General features: G+C 34.4%; 31 protein-coding genes and 1 pseudogene. 14 read left to right on the plus strand and 18 right to left on the minus strand.

What is annotated here, in order from left to right; all coding sequences use genetic code 11:
• Nucleotides 1-35: 35 nt before the first annotated feature.
• Nucleotides 36-710: a BclA C-terminal domain-containing protein gene (locus tag SB773_RS21865; RefSeq protein WP_486304295.1), complete on the plus strand. Its 675-nt coding sequence runs from the start codon at nucleotides 36-38 to the stop codon at nucleotides 708-710.
• A gap of 368 nt (nucleotides 711-1,078) precedes the next feature.
• On the opposite strand, the gene SB773_RS21870 is transcribed toward SB773_RS21865, so the two are convergent.
• The 11 genes and pseudogenes from SB773_RS21870 to SB773_RS21920 all read right to left on the minus strand — a co-directional run bounded on the left by SB773_RS21870 (nucleotide 1,079) and on the right by SB773_RS21920 (nucleotide 6,196).
• Nucleotides 1,079-1,243 carry a hypothetical protein gene (locus SB773_RS21870; protein ID WP_002135968.1) on the minus strand — a complete coding sequence of 55 codons (165 nt, stop codon included), beginning with the start codon at nucleotides 1,241-1,243 and terminating at the stop codon, nucleotides 1,079-1,081.
• A 167-nt stretch (nucleotides 1,244-1,410) separates the two neighbouring features.
• Complete coding sequence (locus SB773_RS21875) at nucleotides 1,411-1,821, minus strand: hypothetical protein (protein WP_410592047.1); 411 nt, start codon at nucleotides 1,819-1,821, stop codon at nucleotides 1,411-1,413.
• Nucleotides 1,822-2,422: 601 nt separating this feature from the next.
• Nucleotides 2,423-2,584, minus strand: a complete 162-nt coding sequence (locus SB773_RS21880; protein ID WP_002141502.1) for a hypothetical protein — start codon at nucleotides 2,582-2,584, stop codon at nucleotides 2,423-2,425.
• 37 nt (nucleotides 2,585-2,621) lie between these two features.
• Nucleotides 2,622-2,813, minus strand: a complete 192-nt coding sequence (locus SB773_RS21885; protein ID WP_000511367.1) for a DUF3954 domain-containing protein — start codon at nucleotides 2,811-2,813, stop codon at nucleotides 2,622-2,624.
• Between the two features lie 71 nt (nucleotides 2,814-2,884).
• Complete coding sequence (locus SB773_RS21890; protein ID WP_410592050.1) at nucleotides 2,885-3,247, minus strand: cell division protein SepF; 363 nt, start codon at nucleotides 3,245-3,247, stop codon at nucleotides 2,885-2,887.
• A 10-nt stretch (nucleotides 3,248-3,257) separates the two neighbouring features.
• Nucleotides 3,258-4,235, minus strand: a complete 978-nt coding sequence (locus SB773_RS21895) for a DnaD domain-containing protein (RefSeq protein WP_410592052.1) — start codon at nucleotides 4,233-4,235, stop codon at nucleotides 3,258-3,260.
• 117 nt (nucleotides 4,236-4,352) lie between these two features.
• The gene (locus tag SB773_RS21900) at nucleotides 4,353-4,637 is read right to left on the minus strand and encodes a hypothetical protein (protein ID WP_098566672.1); all 285 of its coding nucleotides are present in this window, start codon (nucleotides 4,635-4,637) and stop codon (nucleotides 4,353-4,355) included.
• Nucleotides 4,638-4,814: 177 nt separating this feature from the next.
• Nucleotides 4,815-5,036, minus strand: coding sequence for an RNA polymerase subunit sigma (locus SB773_RS21905; protein ID WP_410592055.1), 222 nt, complete (start codon nucleotides 5,034-5,036; stop codon nucleotides 4,815-4,817).
• A gap of 30 nt (nucleotides 5,037-5,066) precedes the next feature.
• A pseudogene (locus SB773_RS21910) lies at nucleotides 5,067-5,582 on the minus strand (helix-turn-helix domain-containing protein).
• Between the two features lie 67 nt (nucleotides 5,583-5,649).
• The gene (locus tag SB773_RS21915) at nucleotides 5,650-5,949 is read right to left on the minus strand and encodes a DNA-binding protein (protein WP_327963086.1); all 300 of its coding nucleotides are present in this window, start codon (nucleotides 5,947-5,949) and stop codon (nucleotides 5,650-5,652) included.
• 22 nt (nucleotides 5,950-5,971) lie between these two features.
• Entirely contained in the window at nucleotides 5,972-6,196 is a 225-nt protein-coding gene (locus tag SB773_RS21920; protein ID WP_050821779.1) for a helix-turn-helix transcriptional regulator, read from the minus strand.
• Between the two features lie 97 nt (nucleotides 6,197-6,293).
• Here SB773_RS21920 and SB773_RS21925 point away from each other — a divergent pair, with 97 nt between their 5' ends.
• The 5 genes from SB773_RS21925 to SB773_RS21945 all read left to right on the plus strand — a co-directional run bounded on the left by SB773_RS21925 (nucleotide 6,294) and on the right by SB773_RS21945 (nucleotide 10,552).
• Nucleotides 6,294-6,647, plus strand: coding sequence for a helix-turn-helix domain-containing protein (locus SB773_RS21925; RefSeq protein WP_410592058.1), 354 nt, complete (start codon nucleotides 6,294-6,296; stop codon nucleotides 6,645-6,647).
• 141 nt (nucleotides 6,648-6,788) lie between these two features.
• On the plus strand, nucleotides 6,789-7,781 hold the full coding sequence (locus SB773_RS21930) for a DUF6731 family protein (protein WP_050821777.1): 993 nt from the start codon (nucleotides 6,789-6,791) through the stop codon (nucleotides 7,779-7,781).
• 44 nt (nucleotides 7,782-7,825) lie between these two features.
• Nucleotides 7,826-8,491 carry a hypothetical protein gene (locus tag SB773_RS21935; RefSeq protein ID WP_410592061.1) on the plus strand — a complete coding sequence of 222 codons (666 nt, stop codon included), beginning with the start codon at nucleotides 7,826-7,828 and terminating at the stop codon, nucleotides 8,489-8,491.
• Between the two features lie 385 nt (nucleotides 8,492-8,876).
• Nucleotides 8,877-9,395, plus strand: a complete 519-nt coding sequence (locus SB773_RS21940; protein WP_410592063.1) for an ImmA/IrrE family metallo-endopeptidase — start codon at nucleotides 8,877-8,879, stop codon at nucleotides 9,393-9,395.
• Between the two features lie 20 nt (nucleotides 9,396-9,415).
• Entirely contained in the window at nucleotides 9,416-10,552 is a 1,137-nt protein-coding gene (locus SB773_RS21945; protein WP_410592065.1) for a site-specific integrase, read from the plus strand.
• A gap of 360 nt (nucleotides 10,553-10,912) precedes the next feature.
• On the opposite strand, the gene SB773_RS21950 is transcribed toward SB773_RS21945, so the two are convergent.
• Both SB773_RS21950 and SB773_RS21955 read right to left on the minus strand, forming a co-directional pair.
• A complete protein-coding gene (locus tag SB773_RS21950) occupies nucleotides 10,913-11,188 on the minus strand; it encodes a stage V sporulation protein S (RefSeq protein WP_002035358.1) in 276 nt (91 codons plus the stop codon).
• A gap of 191 nt (nucleotides 11,189-11,379) precedes the next feature.
• Nucleotides 11,380-11,529 (minus strand): hypothetical protein, encoded by a 150-nt coding sequence (locus tag SB773_RS21955; protein ID WP_410592067.1) that lies wholly within the window; start codon nucleotides 11,527-11,529, stop codon nucleotides 11,380-11,382.
• Nucleotides 11,530-11,719: 190 nt separating this feature from the next.
• Between SB773_RS21955 and SB773_RS21960 the strand changes: the two genes are divergently transcribed.
• Entirely contained in the window at nucleotides 11,720-12,304 is a 585-nt protein-coding gene (locus SB773_RS21960) for a preprotein translocase (protein ID WP_410592069.1), read from the plus strand.
• A 194-nt stretch (nucleotides 12,305-12,498) separates the two neighbouring features.
• On the opposite strand, the gene SB773_RS21965 is transcribed toward SB773_RS21960, so the two are convergent.
• From SB773_RS21965 to exsG, 3 genes are all read right to left on the minus strand, one after another.
• Nucleotides 12,499-14,109, minus strand: coding sequence for a lipase family alpha/beta hydrolase (locus SB773_RS21965; protein ID WP_410592071.1), 1,611 nt, complete (start codon nucleotides 14,107-14,109; stop codon nucleotides 12,499-12,501).
• Between the two features lie 263 nt (nucleotides 14,110-14,372).
• On the minus strand, nucleotides 14,373-14,582 hold the full coding sequence (locus SB773_RS21970; protein ID WP_002085943.1) for a hypothetical protein: 210 nt from the start codon (nucleotides 14,580-14,582) through the stop codon (nucleotides 14,373-14,375).
• Between the two features lie 249 nt (nucleotides 14,583-14,831).
• Nucleotides 14,832-14,984 (minus strand): exosporium protein ExsG, encoded by a 153-nt coding sequence (gene exsG, locus SB773_RS21975; RefSeq protein ID WP_000395676.1) that lies wholly within the window; start codon nucleotides 14,982-14,984, stop codon nucleotides 14,832-14,834.
• A gap of 208 nt (nucleotides 14,985-15,192) precedes the next feature.
• Between exsG and SB773_RS21980 the strand changes: the two genes are divergently transcribed.
• The 7 genes from SB773_RS21980 to SB773_RS22010 all read left to right on the plus strand — a co-directional run bounded on the left by SB773_RS21980 (nucleotide 15,193) and on the right by SB773_RS22010 (nucleotide 22,802).
• Entirely contained in the window at nucleotides 15,193-16,095 is a 903-nt protein-coding gene (locus tag SB773_RS21980; RefSeq protein WP_410592074.1) for an excalibur calcium-binding domain-containing protein, read from the plus strand.
• A gap of 203 nt (nucleotides 16,096-16,298) precedes the next feature.
• Nucleotides 16,299-17,006: an iron-sulfur cluster repair di-iron protein gene (ric, locus tag SB773_RS21985; protein ID WP_410592076.1), complete on the plus strand. Its 708-nt coding sequence runs from the start codon at nucleotides 16,299-16,301 to the stop codon at nucleotides 17,004-17,006.
• A gap of 251 nt (nucleotides 17,007-17,257) precedes the next feature.
• On the plus strand, nucleotides 17,258-19,663 hold the full coding sequence (gene nirB / locus SB773_RS21990; protein WP_410592078.1) for an NADPH-nitrite reductase large subunit: 2,406 nt from the start codon (nucleotides 17,258-17,260) through the stop codon (nucleotides 19,661-19,663).
• A gap of 15 nt (nucleotides 19,664-19,678) precedes the next feature.
• Entirely contained in the window at nucleotides 19,679-19,993 is a 315-nt protein-coding gene (nirD, locus tag SB773_RS21995) for a nitrite reductase small subunit NirD (RefSeq protein ID WP_410592080.1), read from the plus strand.
• A 211-nt stretch (nucleotides 19,994-20,204) separates the two neighbouring features.
• Nucleotides 20,205-21,629 carry a uroporphyrin-III C-methyltransferase gene (locus SB773_RS22000; protein WP_113734570.1) on the plus strand — a complete coding sequence of 475 codons (1,425 nt, stop codon included), beginning with the start codon at nucleotides 20,205-20,207 and terminating at the stop codon, nucleotides 21,627-21,629.
• Nucleotides 21,626-22,336, plus strand: a complete 711-nt coding sequence (locus SB773_RS22005; protein ID WP_410592083.1) for a sirohydrochlorin chelatase — start codon at nucleotides 21,626-21,628, stop codon at nucleotides 22,334-22,336. The genes SB773_RS22000 and SB773_RS22005 overlap by 4 nt, the downstream gene beginning before the upstream one ends.
• Nucleotides 22,329-22,802: a precorrin-2 dehydrogenase gene (locus SB773_RS22010; RefSeq protein ID WP_113734572.1), complete on the plus strand. Its 474-nt coding sequence runs from the start codon at nucleotides 22,329-22,331 to the stop codon at nucleotides 22,800-22,802. Before SB773_RS22005 ends, SB773_RS22010 begins: the two co-directional genes overlap by 8 nt.
• 194 nt (nucleotides 22,803-22,996) lie before the next feature.
• Here SB773_RS22010 and SB773_RS22015 read toward each other — a convergent pair whose 3' ends face one another.
• Together SB773_RS22015 and narK are read right to left on the minus strand one after the other, a co-directional pair.
• Entirely contained in the window at nucleotides 22,997-23,194 is a 198-nt protein-coding gene (locus SB773_RS22015; RefSeq protein WP_113734573.1) for a PspC domain-containing protein, read from the minus strand.
• A 267-nt stretch (nucleotides 23,195-23,461) separates the two neighbouring features.
• Complete coding sequence (gene narK / locus SB773_RS22020; protein ID WP_002031603.1) at nucleotides 23,462-24,631, minus strand: nitrate transporter NarK; 1,170 nt, start codon at nucleotides 24,629-24,631, stop codon at nucleotides 23,462-23,464.
• Between the last annotated feature and the right edge of the window lie 80 nt (nucleotides 24,632-24,711).

The following is a 24,711-nucleotide window of genomic DNA, read 5'->3' on the forward strand; positions in this document are numbered from 1 at the left end:
CTGGTGGACCTCCGGGGCCTACTGGGCCTACCGGCATAACCGGAGCTACTGGACCTTCTGGTGGACCTCCGGGGCCTACTGGACCTACCGGCATAACCGGAGCTACTGGACCTTCTGGTGGACCTCCGGGGCCTACTGGGCCTACCGGCATAACCGGAGCTACTGGACCTTCTGGTGGACCTCCAGGGCCCACTGGACCTACTGGATTATCAGGAATTGTTGGAGCTACTGGGCCTACTGGACCTACCGGATTATCAGGAATTGTTGGAGCTACTGGACCTACCGGACTTACAGTATCTGGGTTATCTCATTATGCTTATGTTTTCAATACAGCAGCTCAAGTTGTTGCCTTAGAAGCACCTATTCTTTTTAATTCACATGGTAGAATGACATCTGGTTTTACTCATACGCTGGGAACTTCTCAATTAATGGTTCTTAATGCAGGAGATTATAAAATTTCTTTTTCTGTATCAGGAGTTGAGCCTAATCAATTCACACTTTTTTTAAATGGTGCTCCGGTTACCAGCGCAGTTTATGGATCAGGTGCAGGAACTCAACCAAACAACGGCCAAACAATCCTCACTTTAGCTGCAGGTGATATTATTACCCTTAATAATCATACTTCCGCTGCTGCAGTTACTTTGCAGACTTTGGCAGGTGGAACACAAACAAATATAAATGCTTCGATTGTAATTGAAAAATTAAATTAATTTAATCATTTATTTCTTGAAACTCTGGCAGTAAATAACCTAGAGTGGATTCTTTTTTTAACAAGCAGTTAGCTTTTGCTAGCTGCTCTTTTAATTAAAATAACGATTTTGTTTGAAAACTGCACATATATTAAACACATACATACAATAATCATAGTCACCTTTTTATATAAATCTTGGTCAGAGAGCGCCTTAAAAAGCGCTCTTTTTATTTAAATAAAGGTTTTATTAAAAAAATTTTCACCTTTTAACCGGACAAGCATACGTTATTGTATGGAGACTCTCCACTCATAGAAATCTACCTTTCTTGTCAAAGAGCATGCTTATATGTGTGCTCTTTTTCGCTTGTTATGAAATAAGGATTTTGTTTAGTTTTTCTTATGACCAAGAATCTCTTTCACATGCTGTATTAACTGCTCACGATCCATCTTTGTATATCCTTTAACCTTATGATTCTTGCATGCATATCTAAGGCTTGTTATTGTCCACTCTTCAACTGGTGGAATATTAATGATTACAGTTTGTTCACTCATCTCTCATTCCCCTTTGTTCATGATTTTGTAACAGATGTATACAAGTTTGTGTGTTACACTAAATTCATTCGAAGATGTCATTCGTTATTAATTCGGCAATTCTTAATACCCCATCCCCTGCCCTAGCTCCCCTGCTAGGGCTTTTGTTGTTAAAATAACTATTTTGTTTAGTTTCCTTGGTATTCAAGTTTGCTAGCGTCTATCGTTTCGATATTTTCAATTGATCCGAAGCTAGGGTACTCATTTATTCCTTTTAGCCATCCTTCAACTACCTTGTTTATTTGTTCTTGAAGTTTTTCACCTTCATCTCTTGCTACCCCTGAAAGCCGAGAATCTGCAACCCCTCCACATTCATCGTTTGCTCGTTCATATAATTCATCCAACAATACATCCGCATTAATCCATGGCGTATACTGTTTGAATTCTCCAATTTGGAATTCATTATCAACTGATGCCCTATCCGCTACCATTCTATCCGTCCAATCTTTTAAAGCTGCTTGAATGGCTTCCTCTTTCGTTTCATATTTATCACTTGTCCAAATCTCACTATTGCTATCAAGATTGTACATCCATTTCATATCTCCCATTCCCCTTTTCGTATAATCTTTTTTATATCGTGCATACTACCTGCAAGCCGACTTCCCACCGGCTTCACTCTTTCAAATCGGAGCTCTCTCCTCCGTATCTTTTCAGGACATGGCAGGTAACTTAGTCAATTACCTGCCGTTTTTACGTATAATCGTAAAAATCCTTGTCCATACTGTTTAGAGAAAACATCTCAAGCTATTTGATGAGACCTCCAGCACATGATATTTGTACGGCCGTTCCGATAAAGGAGCGGTCTTATTTATTTATCTCCGCATTACTTTTCAACAAAATAACGCTTTTGTTAACATTTTAAATAGCTATAAAATACTCAGTAACCTTACAAACTTGTAATAAAAATGTAAGCTTATTGAATGTTAAACTACCTACTTCTATAGTAAAATTCATCTGGGACATAAATATCTCACATTATTTAAAACAAATTGATTAGGATGTGTAAAAACATGATTAGCTTTTTATTCAAAGAAGTTGGAGTTATAGGTGTTTCATTAATTTTAAGTCTTGCTATTTTTTCATTTGTAGTTATCACAAACAAAATAGTTAAATTCAAATAACACTTATGTTATAAATTTATTAGATTGGTTGTACTGTTACAGTTACAAGGTCCAAATATACAATTTTATGTTTACCTTGCAACCTATCATTTTCTATTACATCTTCAACTCTGAAATGTTTGTTTTCTATATTGAAATTGAAGAAATTAGTAACATCTTCATGTAATACAAACATCAGCATTTTCAACTTCCTCCTTTTTAATAAAATTCAAATTTGATTAAAGTAACTGTGTTTTTCGTTCTTCCATACGAATTACTTTTCCACTTTGATATACAAATGATTGTTCACCAAATCCACCTTGGGGTGGTTCTATTAGTTGGACCTGACCATTTTTAACAACATATATTCCGTTTATTTTCAAATCTATTTCAGCTGTCATTTCTACAAGATTTTCTTTAATAATTCCCATTAAGACCACTCCCGTATGTTATGATTATTTTGTCGAAGCAAGTCGGGAGCAATCTCGACTTTTTTATTTTGTTATAGATATTCCACAACATTATCGGGAATAAATGATTGTTCTAATGATAAATAAAGTCGTATTGAAATCGGTTCTTTATTATCTCTCGCAGACTTGCAAAGCTCCTCCGCTTCGTCCCAATTGAACTGCTTATCTTCCACTCGCTTAAATCTCCAAATTCCAATTGTATATTCCTCAAATAATTCATACTGATCATTTGGCGCTGTTGTTGGTTTTAATTCATCAGTAGCTCTTACTTGCTTTGGTACTTGAACAACTACATCCGTAAAACGAACTTTAGAATTTAATCGATGAATGTGTGCTTTCTCAGTATCGAATGCTACTACAGGCTCAACATCAAATATTGTTAACTGCTTTGGCATTACAATCCTCCTAAGCCTCTTTTTTATATTTAGATAACACTTGTTCTAAACGTTTCCGTTCAGCTTCTAATTCGATTTCACTATGCTCTACTGACTGAGAATGTGTTTCCGTATCTTGAGTATGTAACCAATCAGGAACAATTTCTTTTCGAGCATTACTACTCCCACCACGAGACTGGTATTTCTTACGGAATTGAGTTTGTGCAGCTTCAACATCAGTAATACTCTTATACCCCTTAGCATGCCAATCTCTTAAAATACCTTGTACATAAGACATATTAGGTGCATTCTTTTCTAAAGCTATTTTCATTGCTTTGATAACAAGCTGTGCATTCAAATCTTCAATCCACGCATTGATCCCTTCAGCCACAAATGGTTTAAGAACTCCAAAGTTTTGCTCATAAAATGCTATTGGATTTTCTTCTGCAACTTTTTTATCTCTTGAGCAGCTTGCTGCTTCTTCTTTTGTTTTTGTTTCTTCTTTTTCTTTTGTTTCTGTTTTTGTTTCTTCTTTTTCCTTCATAGGGTCTTCGAAGCCCCTTATAAGCCACTCAAAACGAGCTTGGAAGTATTCCTTAATACGAGGAATTTTAAAATCTTGCTGCTTTTCTAACTCTAAACATGTCTCATAAAAATCAATTAAAAAATCTTCACATTTAATATTCTGGATTTCTTTTAACACACACTTTTCAATATTCAAATTTGTAATAGCATTGAATTTAAGCCAATTAAGCAACATAATTTCTTTCGTCTTTTTGTTGTAATAAATTTTCCCGTAATCAGCAAAACGCTCTAGCAGCTTCTCAACCGTTTCACGGTTATACCCTGTATCCATTTCTATCACTCGTAATGGAAGCTCATAGATACCACTCTGAGAAGTTTTGCTATTAGTCATTAAGTATAAGTAGAAGTATTTTTCCTCCGGTGTAAGATCTAAAACGAAAGCATCTTGCCAATATGAAACTTGAACAGGTCTATAAACTGCCATATTATTCATCCTCCATTGTTTTACTTGGTTTGCTTTGATATACTTAATCCAATTCAATTTTTAGAAAGACTCTCTGTTAGAGTCTAAAATCTATCACTCTGCCAAGTGATAGATTTTTTATTTTCTTCGACTAACTACTGATGCATTAATCCCCTGCCCTTGAAGGTTTTTAACAACTACACGATAACTCTTTGATACATCGTGATCCTCTTTTTCATTACGAAGGCTCTTGAATTCTTTTGCGCATCTATTTAATTCCTTCTCCCAATGATTTGCTTCATCTAATGAACCAGCATTGAACATGTTATGAATACATGTCACCATGCAGTTATGTAATTCATTTGCAAAAGCAAAATCACCTGGTAGAACTAAGTCGAACAGACGATTACATTCTGCTTTCATAATTTGCTCCCCATTTTTAATAATTTGATACTGTACGCATCGTTATGACCAGAAAGTATTGTATATGAAAGGATTAGAGGTAACAAATCCTCCTGGTCATAACGACAAGCACAACAGCTTGTCGCATTAAATTGTTATATGCTATAATTCATTTGTTGTACTATTGGCTATCGCGGGCTATGCGGTAGTCTTTTCTTTTTTAATTTTGTTTTTCAGAATAAATGCAGCTTCTATAATTCGAATTCTTATCTCCATTAACTTCTTCTCTTGTTTTAAATCCCTAGCTTTCATATAGTCTCCACAAACTGCTGCAATTCGAATATCACCATATAAATTTGCTTCCTTACGAATTAGAGCTTTATATTGATTTAAAGTTGGACTTACATAATCAATTGTCATAACTTAAACCTCCTCAATAAAATAATTAAATTAATCTTTTATATACTTCCTAGCTCGTAATGATACTTTCCAGTACTTAAAGACTTCTTTCATTGAAATACCATATTGATCACAGAGGACCGCTACGAGGCTCATCATCGAACCTGTAGCATCCAAGATTTCATGCATTACCTTTTTCAAATCTTCTTTCTCACTTTCGGACCAAGTTTGTGAAGGCTTAAACCAACATACCGTATCGAGTTGTTCCAAAGCTTCATTTGTCTCTTGATAAACCATGTATCTCATACTTGTAGGATGAAGATCTATTTGCTCTCCGTTAAAGAACGGGATACTTACATCCCCTGCTGCTTCACTTCACATTTTAAAAAACAACTGTGGATCATCAATTCCTTCAGTAATGCATTTTCGTAAATCTTCTGGTAATCGTCGTTGTTCAGTTTCATATTTTGCTAGTGACTCACGACTCACGGGGATTTCTAAGGAGAGTTGCTCTTGGGTGATTCCCTTTCGTTTGCGTGCCATAGCAACTTCTTTTCCTATGGACATCGTTTACTTCCCCCATTCGTACCTAAAGCAATATTTATTTGTGACAACTTACTATGGTAATTTGTTATTAGACGGATTCTTTAAATGGATTGTAATACTCAGTATTGTTTTCTACCCATTCAGTGTGATTCTCCATCCACTTAAAAAGAAGGTGTGTAGGAATAAGAACTCCCGCTTCACGACATACTGGAAAATCAGAACGGTTTAATAGCTCAGATGCTTTAGTGCGTTTAATATGTAACAGGTTCATTAATTCCGTAATTGTTAAAAATGGTGGTAATTCTTTCATTGGCTGAAGATGTTCGGTTGCTCTTTGTACTTCTTCTCGGATGATTTGACGAAATGATTCGATATCAAAGTTAATCACTTTCTTTCCCCCTTTAAAACTATTAACAATCGCACACATTGTGTTGTAGAGAATCAAAAAAAATAGATTGAACAGTAGCTCCATAAAAATTAGCTAATTTTACTTTTATTTCATCTCGTGGAATTCTTTGTCCATTCTCATACATTTGTAATGTACTAACACTAATGCCCACTGACTCAGCTACTTCTTCTCTTGTTTTTTCACTTCTTAAAGTTATAAGATTTTTGGCTATTAATTGTTTATTCAAGTATATCCCCCCAAGTTAACAACACAAAACGTGTGGTTTAGACTTGTAAACTTAATTAAATAACACATATTGTGTTATCATATGGATAGGTGATAAAATGAAAACTTTTGGAAATATACTCCGAGACTTACGGAAAGAAAAAAAAATTACTCAAAAAGAACTGGCTCAAACCCTTAAACTTAGTGAAAGTACAATTGGCATGTATGAAAGAAATGAACGTCAACCTGACTACGACACACTTAATCAAATTGCTAATTATTTTGAAGTAACAACTGATTACCTCTTGGGACGAACTGTTTCTTATAAAGAAGATAATTTAAAAGGTATTGATAATGACCCTGAACTTGGCCTATGGTTTAAAAATATTAAACTTGCTTCTCCTGAAAAACAAGAAGAACTAAAAAGATTCTGGGAGTTTATCTTACACAAGGAAAAAAATGAAGATACATAAAAAAATTACAAATTCTGTATTAACAAAGGCACGCTTATCTGCGTGTATTTGTTTCATTTCTTATTCATTTTATCGTTATGTTCATCTTATAAAATATTATTATTTTTTAATTATTTTATGCTATATTAAGGAGGAATTTTTATGAGTAAAACCATCCATTATTACAACTGCTTCATCACCCGAAATGGTGTAAAAACCAATATAAACTTAACAACCTTATTAGACCAACTTATTGGCATTAATCCACAAGTATTATTTAAAAGCACGAAGTACGGTAATATTTCGTTAATAAATATGAAAATGCCGGATATAACTTCCCCTACTTTTCAAAATAGAACTGTAACATTCGGAAAATTCAGAGACCACAAACCATACTTGGGCAATAAAGGAACCAGAAGAGCCGATGAGATTACAGATGATGTTTTAGAATTAACTACTGCCGTATTTATGCCAAATTCAAACTTGGTAATGATTGAATATAATCATTATGGTTGTCGACCAGTTCACTTGCAGCATTATTTAAGTCTTTTTTTACCAAGCAGTGAAACTGAAAGTTGGATGGTCGAATTTACTGAAATTGAACCTACATTAGGTTTTAATGATGTTCGTCACTCTCGAAATATAAAATCTATTGAATTCAGCCTTAATTTGATAGCACCCGCTCCACATAATTTTCTTGAAAACCAAGAAAACGAAAGTCTAATTGCCAATATTTTAAGACCTACCCTAGAAAGTCATGCTGAATTTGGTGCAAACAAAGCAACCATTACTTTTTCTAATGGCCGTTTCCGTAGGGAAGTTATACACCCTGAAAGACTAATTGAATTAGTTGCGGCACTTGATTTTGATGAAAATGATGTTTTCGAATCCATTAAAGTAAAATACCAAAGTCCAACAACTGGAAATTCTGAACATATAGATTTAAAAAATGCCGGAGTATTAAAAAGAATCATTATGAGAAATGACGATAATACCGGGTGGGAGTATATCGGTGATCAAATGGAGAGCGACTATTATAATAACAACAGACCAGGAAATGGTTTTGTAAGACGTTATGACCGCGAAATTATTGGCGCTAACTTGCCAAATATTGTTCTACCAGAAATACCATTACCTGATGCTATACCAAACTAATTATTTATATGTGTTATATTGAGTGCAAGGATGTGATTAAAAATATGAAAAAATATGATAAACTAATACGTTCCTTTGAAGATTACTCAATTACAGTAATATTAATTATGTTTTCTATTGTATTTTCAATTAATAAATTACTTATGATTTTCTATACAAGTTTCGCTTTTAGTAGCATAGAGAATTTTATTACAGTGCATCTAAAATCCTTTTTTATAGCTAAAGAAGGTTCCTTAGGTACTATTACAGCAGTTTTTATCGGTATTTATTTTACTGTATTCTCAATTTTGGGTAGTATTAAAATCGGATCTACCTTTGCCACTCTAACGAATAAAAATTTAAAAAAATTAGTTAAGTTTATAAAAAATGCCCTAATAGGGGCGTTTATTTTCCTATTCTTCTTGCTGTCCATGCAAACATTTATTCAATTAACTAATTGGATATTAATTGTCATTGGTTTTCTTTTATTACTCTATGTCTGTCTTTCTGCAATCAGATTTGGTATAGTAATATACTTTATTATAAAAAAAGATATCGAGAATACACATTCAAACATAGAAAAAGAAGAAATAGTAAACCAGAAGAATCAATTGTTAATGCATAGATTGGACAATTTTTTAACAGAGCATGAAAAAATTCAATCAAAAAAACAGGCCGAATTAATGCAACATAATATTAGATCAATAAAAAGCACTAGAAAACATGACTGATACTTCTTGTCTTCTAGTGCTTTTTATTCTCTATGTTAACTTTAATACTTCTTAGTTCATAAAACTCTCCATTATCTATCCTTTACTTAAAACTTTTAAGATTTCTATTAACAACTATCGCCTTCAGTAATTATACCATTTAGTATATTGAAAAATCTTAATTTAAATTATACCTGCTTCTATATTAATCAATTTCTTTTCTAGTATTTATTAATCCCGCTACTACTCGAACCATGTGACTCTTTTTTCACTTTAGAAACCACACTCCTTTTATCCTTTGGGTAAAATTAATTCATAAATCAAACCTTTCAAATTTTACTTTTTTATATTATTATATTAATAAGAACGTACGTTCTTATTATTTTTGAATGGAGTGAAAAATATTTTGTTTCAATCGCAACCCTACTACACAACACAACTTGAAGACTATATCCAGCACTTGTACCAATCCTTATCTATTATTGTTCCCGAACAAATTGATATGATAGAGATTGCGAAAAAGCTAAACATTTGGCTGTACTTCGCTCCGTTTGGAAGTCATGCAATGGAAAGAAATCAAATAGCTAACTTAGTTATTGATAATCGTATCTCTCAGCAAGAACAATGGGAGGATTTTGGCCATGAGACCTGTCACATTCTATTTCATTCTGGTAATCAATTATTAATGCATCAAATGTTTCTAGATTATCAAGAAGCAAAAGCTAAAAACTTCGCACAACAATTTTGTGTACCTACTTTTATGTTAAGAAAGCTTCCTCCTCTACAGTTAAAAGCATATATAATCTCAGAAAAATTCAATGTAACAACACAGTTTGCTGAAAAAAGGCTTGTACATTATGAAAATCAATTATTAGCAAGTAAATTACAGAATAAAATATCACAATACTGTAATTTACAAAAATAACGATTCAGGAGGTATTGAATATGAAAGGAAGTTTTCGTAAACGTGGAAATACGTGGTCTTTTATAATAGATATCGGTATAGATCCGGCCACAGGAAAACGCCAGCAAAAAAGTAAGAGTGGATTTAGAACAAAAAAAGAAGCCCAAAATGCTGCTGCAACGATGATTACGGAGTTAGAGAAAGGAATATATTTTGATGACAAACAATTAACTGTTTTAGATGTATGGGAAAAGCTAAAACCTCTTCGTAAAGCTGAATTAAAAATTACATCTTATGAAAAAGACATGAGCTTAGTTAGGCTCTATATCCTTCCTCCATTTAGTTATAAAAAAATTAAAAGTATTAAACCCGTAATGATTCAAAGCTACTATGCTGAACTTAAGGAAAAAGGACTATCAAATGGTACAATCAGCAATATCCACCGCTGCCTAAGATGTATTTTCAAACACGCTGTAGAATGGGAAATCATACATGATAATATAATGAATAAGGTTAAAAAACCACGTGAAGAGCAAGGTGAGATGAAAACATGGTCTAGCGAGGAATGTAATCGATTCCTCCAGTATCTAAAAGAAAAAAATATTAAGTACCATATATTCTTCTTACTTGCAATCTATACAGGTATGAGACGCGGAGAATTACTCGCACTAACATGGAAAGATATTGACTTTGATAATAAACGTATCCTGGTTAATAAATCGCTTGTAAAAACAGAAAAAGGACTATTTAAAGCTGCTACAAAAACTAAGTCTTCAAATAGAAGCATTAGTATCTCTTCTTTTGTTATAGGGAAGTTACAATCCTACTACTCCTATAAAAAGAAAGAATTTTTCCGCTGGGGTATACACTTGAATGAAGAGGCTTTTATTTTCACCGGCAATACGATACATTCGCCCTTACATATAGATGCTCCTCATCGCTTTTTGAATGATCACTATAAAAAAGCTGGTGTTCCTCGAATTCGTATACACGACTTACGACATACTCACGCTACACTCATGCTTCAGGCTGGAGAACACCCTAAAATCGTACAAGATCGCTTAGGGCATTCATCTATTCAAATGACTTTAGACAAGTATAGTCATATCACACAGAACATGCAGCAACAAGCAGCAGAAAACTTCGAGAGCATAATAAAATCTAATGAAAACACCTGATAAAAAATGAACAAATTTAATGTGAGCAAAATGTGAGCATCGAGGAAAATCACCGCTTAAAAAGCTTGATATAATAAGGTTTTTCATACTATCTCGTTGAATCTTGGGAGAAGAATGAGCAGTTTTAGAATTGTTGATTTTAAAAAACATAAAAACCTCAAACATGCCAAATCCCTTATGTCACAAAGGATTTGGCATTTTTAAGTTTCTAGAAAAACCCGCTAAATATAAAGAGGAATTAAAAGTCATAAATCCGGTACAATACTGTATCCACGCCCAAGGAACTGTCAAATGAAATAACGTGTCTAACTTTTTGGAGTCTATTGACCTTTTCAAATCCCCTTATATTAATGCTCGCTATTAAGACCTTCTCCTTCTAGGACCTACAATTAATTTGATTGCTGTTCTTTCTTGATTATCGATAGTAACCTCTTGAAACGCTGGAACAAGAACCAAGTCAATGCCACTTGGAGCTACAAAACCTCTTGCAATCGCAATTGCTTTAATCGCTTGATTTAAAGAACCAGCTCCAATCACTTGGATTTCTACTTTGCCACTTGCTCTTAGTACGCCCGCTATTGCACCTGCCACTGAATTCGGACTTGATTTTGAGGATACCTTTAATATATTTTCCATGTAAGTTGCTCCCTCTATTATTTAATCTCTCTTTTCTTACTGTTTGAAATATAACTAACGTATCTTTAACTACTATTCGAAATAAATACAAACAATTCTGTATAATTACATTCATTCGATATTTTTTGCCTTCTTCCTGCACAACTACATAAATAAAAAGCGACGACTAAGTTAAAAACTTAATCATCGCTTTATCCATTTCTCTGTTTCACTAAAATGCTGTCCTTTAAATACTTCGCTTCTTTACTTTGACGATATACTATCTTAAAGTTTAAATACTTCAACATTTTAAAACCTTGGATAGAGTTATCTGCTAAATATTCATCCTTTTTCTTCTCCAAAATTCATTACATAGAATATTCTAACTCCATTTTTTTGAAAACTATATCTCCTCATTAGAGCACTTTATATTATGCCAGCTTTTTATCCCAAATCTATTACCTTATATATGGACAAGTATACACGCCAATTGCTTTTCGATTGCATAAACTACTATGTGTTATACATTTCTTAATAATAGGAGGTAATATATTGGGTTCATACTATCATTCTTCAAATTCATATAAAAGATCTTCATGCCACTCTTCTTCTAGTTCATATAAAAAATGTTCGTGCCATCAATCTTCCAGTTCGTATAAAAAATGTTCATGCGACCATTCACATAAATCATCTAAGCCTGCTTACGGCACTTTTTGGCAAACTGAGTTTATAACTGTTCCTTTTGGCGGTTCTTTTCCGTTTAATCACGTTGGCCCTTTGGCAGGAGGAGTTTCCTTATTAAATCCGACTACTATACAATTTAGTAAAGCTGGTGATTATAGAATTTCTTTCATTTCAAGTATTAACACTACGTTAAATCCTGTATTTCCCCATATTCCAGTCATCACTATATTTTTAAATAATAATCCACTTGCTAATAGTCAAGGTGATTTCGCTTTTCAAATGAATACTTCATCAAATAACGAATGCCTTCAACTAGTTGGCGAAACTATTGTTACGGTGCCTGCTAATTCAACTCTTCAACTTAGAAATAATAGTGGTTTCAATCATCAAAGTATTGTAACTTGTGATAATGGTATAAATTCAGTTGAATTAACAGTTACAAAACTAAGTTAATACTATTCCCTCACATTCAGATGCTAATTCAGCATCTTTTTTATTGCATAACATTTTTTTGATTCCTATCGTCCTCTTATAGAACATAAGCTCCTATTTCACTTTTCTATTCATCTAATAAACATGAAAAAGTGCCGAAATCCTTCTTCCACAAGAATTCGGCACTTTTTTTATTAAAACCGATTCATTCTTTCCTACTTCTCCACATAAACCGATTTAACTATCGTACGATTATAAGGTTGTCCTTCCTTATTCATTCCTTTCATATCAATTGTAACGTTATATACACCTGGCTGTTCTATATTTTTCAAAGCACCTGTAAATGTAGTTGTATTAATGTTTTTCGATTCATTTGATTCAGAAACTAATTTTCCATCTTTATTAATTACTCGTACCGTTACTGAAAGATCGCCTTTCATTTCTGGAGCTACAGGTGATTTTTTGAGTTTATACTCTGCTTTATTTACTTTAACCTTTGCCGGCATTTGAAGGACGAACGGAGCATCTTTTTTGTAATCGGTCACGATTAAATATGCATCTTTCGGCTGCTTCGCCATCATTTTAACTTGCCATTCTCCTGCTTCCATTTTATCAAATTTAAATGTTCTTATAGTGGCTCCTTTAAAGAGAGATTCACCTTCACCAGTAGATACAGCACTATCTTTATTTGTATAAACTTTTCCTTTTGGAGATATTAGTTGTATTTCTACATCTGAAGAAGCTGTTAAAATAGAAACTACCCCTTCTGCTTTTTTATCAACTGCGACAGTTTGTCCTACCCACTCATTTTGTGACAACTCTCCTCCTAAAATAGCTTGATTAGAAGTTGTGTTTAATTGTTCTACCTTATCCTCTGAACTATTGTTCTGGGCTAATAAAGCTGGTACTGGTACATTTACTGTCCGTAAATATGGTTCAATTCGTGCGAAAACGGCTGAACCTTTTCGTATATTATCATGATCAAATCGTGAATCTGTAAATAAATGTGTTCCATATGGTAACTTAGCACTCCATTCGTTCACCAATCCATCATTAGAACCGTATGATGACAAATACAACCCGCCCATAGATAGTGCTGAAAAAACAGGTCCCCAGCTTGTCCCAGTAGCCGTATAGTAACGGTTTAATTTAGCTGCAGGATTATTATCTATTGTAGAACGAAACTTTGCCATTTCACCTATTTGCAATGAATATGTCCCATCATCTTTTTGACCTAATATAGAGGCAAGCCATCCTGCCCACCAACTATATGATAAATCCGCTAAATTGGATCCGTAATGCGGAGTGGCAAGCGTAATAACATTTCCAACAAATCGATTCGCTCCATATCCAACTAACGCAGCTTGTGTATCAATACCACCTTTACTGTGAGCTACAATATTTACTTTTTTGCCAAAATGATTATAAATCTCTTCAAGCTTTTGTGCTAACAATTTTCCATTGTCCCATTGGCTAGCTGATCCTTTCCCCGCAGCATCATATAATTGAATAAATACAGTTTGATAGCCTGCTTTCAAAGCATAATCGTACATATCATTCATCTCATGATATACTGTCTTTCCATACCAACTATCCGCATTACCATTTCTTCCTTGTACAAAGAGAATTGGTGTTTTATTCTCATCATAATTAGCAGGTTTCTGACCTAAAAACCATTCTCCAGGAGTAAATACTTCTTGATCTGGAAAGCCAGTCTTAAGCTCTGTTACAACCTCCGCGTGTACATTTGCACTAAAAACCAGCGGACTCATAAAACAAAGTACAATAAATAATGCGATACTCCTTTTCATAATTCCCATTAACATCCCCCTTTTTCTCCTGAAAGAAAACGCTGCCATTCCGTTGAACACCAATTGTTTTAAATTCCATTTAATCAATTACTTTTACGTTACAATATAATAAGAAATTAATAGCCGCATTCCTTTCTTATCAAACGTTATTCTCTCAACATTTCTTCATTCCTTTTTACAATAAGCGTTTTGAATATTTCTCAATAAAGCTTTCTCTTTACAAAAAAAACTGCGTATAAAAGGTCTCTTTAATAACCTTTTATACGCAGCTTCTTTGTTTAAAACTCGATGATGTACTCATCATCATATTTATCGTATTGCAAACCCGCTCCTATTTTGAATTCTGTAACTTGATCTCTTAGAAATGGTGCATCTTCTATTTTACTAGTTGCTATTTCAATCCCATATTTTTTTGTTAAATGCGCTAATTCTATTAAAAACCATTCTCTTCGTAATACGACTGGAATATCATACGTTCGTCTTTTCATATATACTAGCACCTCTTCTATTTTCATTATTGAAAAGAATATCACTTCTACTTTCGATACACTTTTTAAAACTATCGTTCATCATCAAAGGCCAATGAAACATTATAGTATATGCATGTCCGTTTTAAACGTGCTATGGCAAAAATAATATTAAAAAACTTAAAAAGCCTTATTTAGTTTACATAAAAAAATTATGTAATAGTAAAAGGGGAAGGCTTGTCCCTCATCCTTTTACTATCAAAAGCTAAATTAAGAACATCTTGGTACACCTAAAGCTAAGAATAAACCTGCTACTCCTGCTGTAATTGGCACTTTCAACGTAATAACATCGTCTACTTTTGTTACTAAAAAGTAAGCATTCCCTTCTTGTAACACGCAATTCACTAATAATTGAAATTCCATTCAAATCTCCTCCTTTCAATCGATATACTATAATTTATGAAATCTCTTTCAAAATGTAATAGTAAATATATCTATTTTTCCTTATATGCGAAATAAATGTTTATACATCTATTAAAAATATTAATTTTCTAAATTAATATAAAACGTGTAATATCCAATAAATCCCTATATAATCAATAGAGAAAATCTTACAAATGGAGGTATGAAAATGGCAATTTTGAGTAATATTGGTGTAGCTTTATTTTTTATAGCTTTTATTCTTTTAATCTTATGTATCATTTCATTCTTTAAGAAAAATGGAAAAGCAAAACAATATGGTCGTCCTACTGTTATTCTTTTTATGATTTCAATTATATTAATAATGACTGGCTCAACAAAATCTGAACACCCAGTCGTAGAATTTTTTTCTACTTTAAGTTTCATTCTATTTATATTTTTCCTTGTTCTAGCAATCTTATCTGTAATTAAGAAAACCGGTGTAGCAAAAAAGCAATTTATAATTACAGCTGTTTTATTTGTCATTTTTGTTGCGCTATCAGGTATTTCAAGTCCTTCTTCTGAAAAAACGATAGCAACGAATAAACAAGTCGCTTCTAATAGTGAAGAGAAAAAAGATGACAAAAAGAAAAAGGAAGTAGAAAAGAAAGAAGCGGACGAAAAAACTCGTAAACAACAAGAAGATGAAAAACGCCAAGCCGAAGAGCAAGAAGATGAAAAGCGTCTAGCTGATGAACAAGCTCGTAAACAACAAGAAGAGCAAAAACGCCAGGCTGATGAACAGGCTCGTAAACAACAAGAAGAGCAAAAACGCCAGGCTGATGAACAAGCTCGTAAACAACAAGAAGAGCAAAAACGCCAGGCTGATGAACAAGCTCGCAAACAACAAGAAGAGCAAAAACGCCAGGCTGATGAACAAGCTCGCAAACAACAAGAGGATCAGCAAAAAGTACAGCAAGCTCAAACACAACCAGCTGCAAGTAACAATAGTAATGTAACTTACAAAAATTGTACTGAAGTTAAAAATGCTGGAAAAGCTCCATTATATAGAGATCAACCAGGTTATAGCTCTAAACTTGATCGTGATGGCGATGGAGTTGCATGTGAAAAATAGTAGTAAAAAAGAAGCTTCTAGTAAGCTTCTTTTTTTATTATCAGAAACTATTGCGACGAATTACCCTCCCTCTCCCTTTTATAAAACTCATTTTATTATTCTCAAAAATGACACATAATAAGTGATTTAAATCACCACATTGATTTTAATTTAACGCTATTCTTAATTTAGATATTACATTTAAACTTTATGGAGGCATTCACATGGAACATACATTTACTGGAACTTCAATTGTTGGTGAGATTGTTACACAATTTCCGAAAGCTAGTGATCTTTTTAAATCATATAGAATAGATTTTTGTTGTGGTGGTAGTAGACCACTTATTGATGCAATTAATGAAAGAAATTTATCAGCATCAGAGGTAATAACAGAGTTAAATACGCTTTATCATAAAACAAAACTATTAAACGAATCTGAAATTGATTGGAAAAATGCTTCTTATCAAGAATTGATTGATTATGTTGTAAATAAGCACCATCGCTATTTAAATGAAGAATTGCCACAGTTAAGTCCATATGTGACGAAAGTATTACGCGTTCATGGGGTAAGTCAGCCTCATTTAGCTCAAATTCATAAACTATTTCATGAACTTAAAATGGAATTAGAACAACATTTAATTAAAGAAGAAACGGAAGATTTCCCATTAATTTTAGAATTCGAACAAAATCCAACTGATGAAAACTATGCAAAGTTACGTAAAGTAGTAGATGAACTAGAAAATGAGCACAATCATGCCGGAAATATTATAAAAGAACTTCGTAAAGTGACAAATGACTTTACCCCTCCTGAAGGAGCTTGCGGCACTTATCGACTTGTTTATCAACGCCTTGAAGTGCTAGAGTCCGATTTATTTGAGCACATTCATTTAGAAAATAATATTTTATTTCCACGTGCCATTACGAGAGTATAAATCAAGTGCAGGACATGAGTATAAATGCTCATGTCCTGCTTTTTCATTGTATAAAAAATATTTATACTCCCCCTTCCCCTCTATCCATATAGCCATATTCCCTTTCGCTTCTCCCTTCACATAAATCCGAATTTTAACAATTTGTGAATCATTATAAAAATGTGATAAATATCACATCTTCCCCTTTTTTGATTTTCTATAATGAGAATATAATATTTTGTTCAGCATTTCACATAAAAGGGGAAATGAATATGAAAAAACGTTTAGTTATGATCGGGAATGGTATGGCTGGCATACGCTGTATGGAAGAAATATTAAAACATGATAGTGATTCATATGAGATTACTATTTTTGGAGATGAACCACATCCAAACTACAATCGCATTATGCTCTCTCATGTTCTACAAGGCAAAACAAATATGCAAGATATCATTATGAACGAATATAGTTGGTACGAAGAAAACGAAATAACTTTATATACAAACGAGAGAGTTCAAAGTATTAACCGCGAGGAAAAGGTCATTATCACAGAAAAAAATCGTACTCTTACATACGACAAACTCATTATCGCAACAGGTTCTAGTGCTTTTATTTTACCAGTTGAAGGTTCCACCCTTCCTGGTGTAACAGGATTTCGAACAATTGAAGATACACAATTTATGATGGATACCGCTAAAGAAAAGAAAAAGGCCGTTGTCATTGGTGGTGGATTACTCGGTTTAGAAGCCGCAAGAGGTCTTATTGACTTAGGAATGGACGTACATGTTGTTCATTTAATGCCTAGCTTAATGGAGCAACAACTAGATACGAAAGCAGCTTCCCTATTGCGTGAAGATTTAGAAGCGCAAGGCATGAAGTTTCTAATGGAAAAGAAAACTGTAAAGATTCTTGGTACAGACCATGTTGAGGGCATTCAATTTGAAGATGGTGAAGTTGTAGATTGTAATTTAATCGTAATGGCTGTCGGAATACGCCCAAATACTCAAATAGCAAAAGATGCTAGTTTACTTGTAAATCGCGGCATTGTAGTCAATGACTATATGCTAACAAATGATGAATCCATTTATGCAGTTGGAGAATGTGCAGAACATGACGGTATCGCATATGGACTTGTTGCCCCTCTTTATGAACAAGGCGCAATATTAGCAAAACATATAACGAATTTACAAACTAATGGATATACGGGCAGCATCGTCGGTACACAGTTAAAAGTTGCAGGTTGTGATTTATTCTCTGCTGGTCAAATTTATGAAGATGATCAAACGAAAGCAATTTCAATCTTTGATGAATGTAAACGTTCCTATAAAAAAGTATTAATTCGTGACAATAAAGTCGTCGGTATCGTTTTATATGGTGATGCAACTGATGGTACACGCCTCTTTAGCATGTTAAAGAAAGAAGAAGATATACAAGAATATACAGCCGCTTCCCTTCTTCACAAAGCTGGTGAAGAAAGTGAACTTGACGTTGCTACAATGAGTGCGGATGACACAATTTGTGGATGTAATGGCGTTACGAAAGGTACAATCGTTCATGCCATTTTAGAACAAGAGTTAACTACTTTTGAAGAAGTTAAAGGATGCACGAAAGCCGCAGGGTCTTGTGGTAAATGTCGTCCGCTTGTGGAACAAGTTCTAGCTCATACACTCGGAGATGCTTTTGATGCTTCTGCGCAGTCTGCTGGTATGTGCGGATGTACAACTTTATCACGTGACGAAGTCGTAGCCGCCATTCACGAGAAAGGTTTAAAATCGCCAAAAGAAGTACGAAATGTACTAGGTTTTGCACATGAAGACGGCTGTTCGAAATGTCGTCCTGCTTTAAATTACTATTTACGTATGGCGATTCCGGAAGAATATGTAGATGATAAATCATCCCGTTACGTTAATGAAAGAATGAATGGTAACATCCAGCATGATGGTACATTCTCTGTTATTCCACGTATGTACGGAGGCGTTACAACCGCAGATGATTTAATGAAAATTGCTGAAGTTGCGAAAAAGTACGATGTTCCTCTTGTGAAAATTACAGGTGCAAGCCGCATCGGCTTATATGGTGTTAAGAAACAAGATTTACCTAACGTATGGGCTGACTTAAATATGACTTCTGGATATGCGTACTCAAAATCGCTTCGTAATGTAAAATCATGTGTTGGTTCTCGCTTCTGCCGTTTCGGTACGAAAGATTCATTAGGACTTGGTATGCTCCTTGAACAGTCATTAGAAATGGTAGATACACCTCATAAAATGAAAATGGGTGTAACAGGTTGTCCACGTAACTGTGCGGAAGTACTTACCAAAGATTTCGGCGTTGTGTGTGTTGAAAATGGATTCCAACTGTATATCGGTGGAAATGGTGGTACGGAAGTACGCGAGGCTGATTTTGTAATGATCGTCCCTACTGAAGACGATGTCCTTCGCATCGCTACAGCTTACATGCAATATTATCGTGAAACTGGTATTTACGGGGAGCGTACTGCCTATTGGACAGAACGATTAGGCTTCGATCATGTAAAAGAAGTACTACAAGATACAAGTATGGTCACGATGTTAAATGATCGTTTCCAAACAGCTCGTAGCACATATACGGAAGCTTGGGGACAAGCACTAGAAACGAAGTCTTTAAAAGCGATGTATGAAGTAGAAACTGTGAAATAAGGAGCTGTGATCTATATGATACAAACGAAAGAAAAAATAAAAGTTATGCGTGCGGAAGACCTTCCTATTCAAATTGGTAAAGAAGTACAAATGAAAGACATGTCTATCGCCCTATTCCGCCTTTCAAATGGTGATATTCGAGCTGTAGAAAATCGGTGCCCTCATAAAAATGGACCGTTAGCGGAAGGAATTGTATCTGGGGAATTCGTCTTTTGCCCACTGCATGATTGGAAAATCTCATTACTAACAGGTGAAGTTCAAAAACCTGATGACGGCTGTATCCAAACGTACGAAGTAGAAGTTATTGATGGTAACATTTATATAAAGTGAAACTTTAATCAGCGGGGATTGGTTCATCCCCCGCTGATTATTAGCCCTCACCAATCGGGCTTTTACGGGCAGTTGATCCCCACCTAACTACTTTGCTTTCGCTGAATTTTGAGGTAGGGGTCTTACTGCCCGTTAATGCGGGATATATATGTAATTTACAAAAGGAAGCCTCCCTGGCTTCCTTTTAAATAAAAATAAACGAGGTGCGAATATGAACGGATATGTATATTTAGTTGGTGCAGGACCAGGGGATGAAGGGCTTATTACAAAAAAAGCGATAGATTGCTTAAAGCGTGCAGATATTGTCTTATATGACCGCTTATTGAACCCTAACTTTCTTAGCTATACAAAGCCAACTTGTGAACTTATTTATTGCGGTAAAATGCCAAAGAATCATACTATGCGTCAAGAAATGATTAACGCCCACCTCCTTCAATTTGCGAAAGAAGGAAAAATCGTTGTCCGCTTAAAGGGCGGAGATCCATCTATTTTTGGCCGTGTTGGTGAAGAAGCAGAAGCTTTAGCGGCTGTGAACATTCCATACGAGATTGTGCCAGGTATTACAGCTAGCATCGCCGCTAGTAGTTATGCAGGTATCCCCCTCACCCACCGTGACTATAGTAATAGTGTAACTTTACTAACTGGACATTCGAAAGGTCCTTTAACCGATCATGGAAAATATAATTCATCCCACAATAGCGACACAATTGCCTACTACATGGGTATAAAAAACTTACCTACAATTTGTGAAAACTTACTACAAGCAGGAAAACAAGAAAATACACCCGTAGCAGTCATTGAGTGGGGTACAACTGGAAAGCAACGCGTTGTCACAGGAACACTTTCAACCATTGTTCCTATCGTCAAAAACGAAAATATTTCTAACCCTTCTATGACAATTGTTGGTGATGTCGTTTCCTTACGGGATCAAATCGCTTGGAAAGAACGTAAACCATTGCATGGTAAAAAGGTTTTATTTGCATCCGCAACAAATAAAACCAGTTTCATAAAGCAAAAGTTACAAGAATGCGGTGCAGAAACATATCAAATTCCAACTTTCAAAAGGGAAGAATACACATTAACATCTGAACAAATCAATGAAATTTTTAACGTTGATCGCCTTGTATTTTGTTCAGATGAAAGTGTAGAAATCTTGATGCGATCATGTAGTAAACACCAGAAAGATATTCGTTCCTTACAGGCGAAACTGCAGTATATGAACGTTGCCACTCAAGAAAAACTTATGCAATATGGGCTACTAAGTAAACAAGCAGAGTTCTCTTCCGATACAACTGTTTATTTAGGCAGAAATATTAATCGAATTGGTTTTATTCAAGAAAAAATTGGTGCTGGGTCTTATATGATGACTCATGAGTATACAATTGATCATCGCTTCGATGAAATTCATTCTCGTATGCTTTCTGAATTCTCATGGGATAGCATTGTATTTGAAGGACGTGCTTCTATTGATACGTTTCTAGCAGAAATAACACGCCTTAACTTTATCAATATTCTTACTCTACCATTCTCGTATACCGATATTCCAACTTTACACTATGCAAATAAAGTTGGGTTTCATAATGTAGATGAGCAATTACAAGACATTATTATGAAGAAAGATTTGGTGGTACGATGAAAGGAATTGTATATGTTGGACACGGTAGTCGCCTGCAAGAAGGTAACGAACAATTCATTCACTTTATTCAATCTGTTATGAAAGAACGTAACGAACGGATTCAAAAAATAGCTTTTCTAGAGCTAACAACACCTACCATTTCTAATGCAGTTACAGAAACGATACTAGAGGGCGCAACTGAAATATTGATTGTACCTGTTTTATTATTTGCAGCAGCTCACTATAAACGTGATATTCCTTTTGAAATAGAGCAACTACAAAAGAAATATCCACATATAACATTTTCAGTTGCACCACCTTTTAGTACGCATCCAAATATGGTGGAACTTGTAGTGAAAAGAATACGTGAAGCTATGCCAATGCAAAGTAGTAGCGTTTTACTCGTAGGACGAGGTAGTAGTGATCCACAGCCGATACATGAGTTACAACAAATCGGAGCAGTTGTCGAACGAAAACTCGGTATGCCAGTATGTTGTTCCTTTTTAACGAAAGGAACTCCCTCTTTTACCGCTGAGCTCAAGACTATAACATCGACTGCGTCCCATGTATATGTCATGCCGTATCTTCTCTTTACTGGATTGTTGCTTCAAAAAATTAAATTGCATACAAAAAAATATGATCACGTTACGACTTGCAACTGTCTTCAGTTTGATACATATATGAAGTTAACATTATTAGAACGAATGGAGGAATGTGTGTATGTATAACATGTGCCCTCTTATGTTTAATTTAGATAAAAAAGTAGTTGTTATAGTTGGTGGTGGTAAAATCGCATATCGGAAAGCGTCTGGATTAAAAGATACAGGCGCTTTTGTCACCGTTATCAGCCCAGAGATTTGCGAGGAAATGAAGGAACTTCCTTATATTACTTGGAAGCAAAAAACTTTTAGTAATGATGATATTAAAGATGCTCACCTTATTTATGCAGCTACAAATCAACATGATGTCAATATGATGGTCAAACAAGCCGCACATGATTTCCAATGGGTTAACGTTGTAAGTGATGGTACAGAATCATCATTTCACACACCGGGTGTCATACGAAATGGTGAATATGTTGTAACGATTTCCACTTCTGGTAAAGATCCATCGCTTACGAAGCGTATGAAGCAGGAACTAACATCTATACTTCCTAAACTTATAAAAAAGCTTTCTCGTACACATAAATCGTAATCTACCTCCTATCTAACTATGAATTTACTTTGGACAAACGTTTTTTACAGGCGTTTGTTCTATTTATTATTAAACAAATAATTGACACTCCTACCGCTTAGTGGAAGTTCTTTTCTCATATCCTAGACGTGTAAGAGGCGGAGTGCCTTTATCTACTTGTTCTGTTAAAGGTCCTATTATTTAAGTTCATACATTTATCTCTTCATTTTTTTATCTGTAGGCAAAACAATTGCAGCTATTATATAAAGTAACACCGTAAATCCACTAGTAAAAAAGGCTGATAATGCAGTGACTATGCGAAGGATACTTACATCAATTCCATACTTATCGCTTAAGCCACCTAATACACCTGATACTTGTTTATCTTGAGTGGACTTATATAATTTTTTCATCTAAACACCCCGATCCAATTAAGTATTTGTATGCTAAAAATTAGTTCTATCTTTGGAAGAGATTTAAACTTTCTTTAACTAACCCTTTAATTGAATAACATCTGATATCTATATTTTAACATAAAATTCCATAAAACTTCTGTTTTTCATTTTTAAACCACATTATTTTAGAATACAAGTGTTTGTTAAGTTAGCAATAAAAAACATATCGAAGCCTATTACTAAAAGAACCCTCCTAGATTACTTTAGGAGGGTTCTTTTTCTTTATTAATGATTCTTTAACATCACTAACAGCTTTTCTTGGCTATACATCCATACTGTAATGATTAAACAAGCAAGTGCGACTTCTGATAATGCCATAAATCCAATTGCATAATGACCTGTTAGTTGGAATAGTAACGTTAAAATTAATGGTGGGAAGAACCCTCCTAATCCACCTAAAGCTGACACAACCCCATTTACAATCCCTGCTTGCTCAGAGAAGTACATTGGAACAAGCTTAAAGATTGTTCCATTTCCAATACCTGCACAGAATGCAACTAGTAAGCAACCAAACGTATACACGTTCATACTGGGCATAAATGATAAAACAATACCAGATAGTGTTAAGCCGATAAATACGAAGATTAATATTTTAAATGGATTAAATTTATCACCGAGCCAACCACCAATCGGGCGCATCATTGTTGCTAATACGATGAATCCAGCTGTCCGCATGCCTGCATCTACTTTCTCTAATCCGAAGTGAGATACTAAAAAGTTTGGTAAATATACTGTAAATGCAACAAATGATCCAAATGTTAAAAAGTAAAAGATACATAGAAACCAAAGTTTTTCATTTTTATATACACCTTTTATTTGTTCCATTAATGGTGTATTCACCTTTTTTTCCTTACGATCGCCTAATAAAAAGTTCATAAGTGCAAATGCTGCAAGTAAAACTAAATAACACTGTACTGTTGTTCTCCAGCCAACTGATGTCGCAATTACAGGTGCTAAAAATGAAGTAATTGCTGTTCCAGCGTTACCCACACCGTAAATACCATTTACAAAACCGTGACTCTCTTTCGGGAAGTATTTCGGTAGAGAAGTTACTCCTACAGAGAATACAGCACCACCAATCCCTACAAATAATCCACCAATAATTAAATCCATCATAGAATTGGCAACACTAATGTAAAAGACAGGGAATAATAAAAGTATAAAACTAATAAAGAACAATTTTCTTGCTCCGTAACGATTTGTCCAATAACCAATTGGAATGCGAAGAATAGAACCTAAAATAACCGGTACTGCTGTGACCATAGAAATTTGTCCCGCAGTTAATGGAATATCCGCTTTAATATATGGCATTAATGATGATAAGATAACCCATACCATAAAACCGATAACTAGATTAGAAGTTTGTAAACTTAATTGAAAATTAGGACTTTTCACCCTATTCCCTCCTATGTATGCATAGTTATATTCATTCTCTCCAGCCTAATCACGTCCTAACATGATTAGGCTGAAAAGAA

This window comes from Bacillus sp. SIMBA_074 (genome assembly GCF_046534555.1).
GTDB lineage: Bacteria > Bacillota > Bacilli > Bacillales > Bacillaceae_G > Bacillus_A > Bacillus_A mycoides.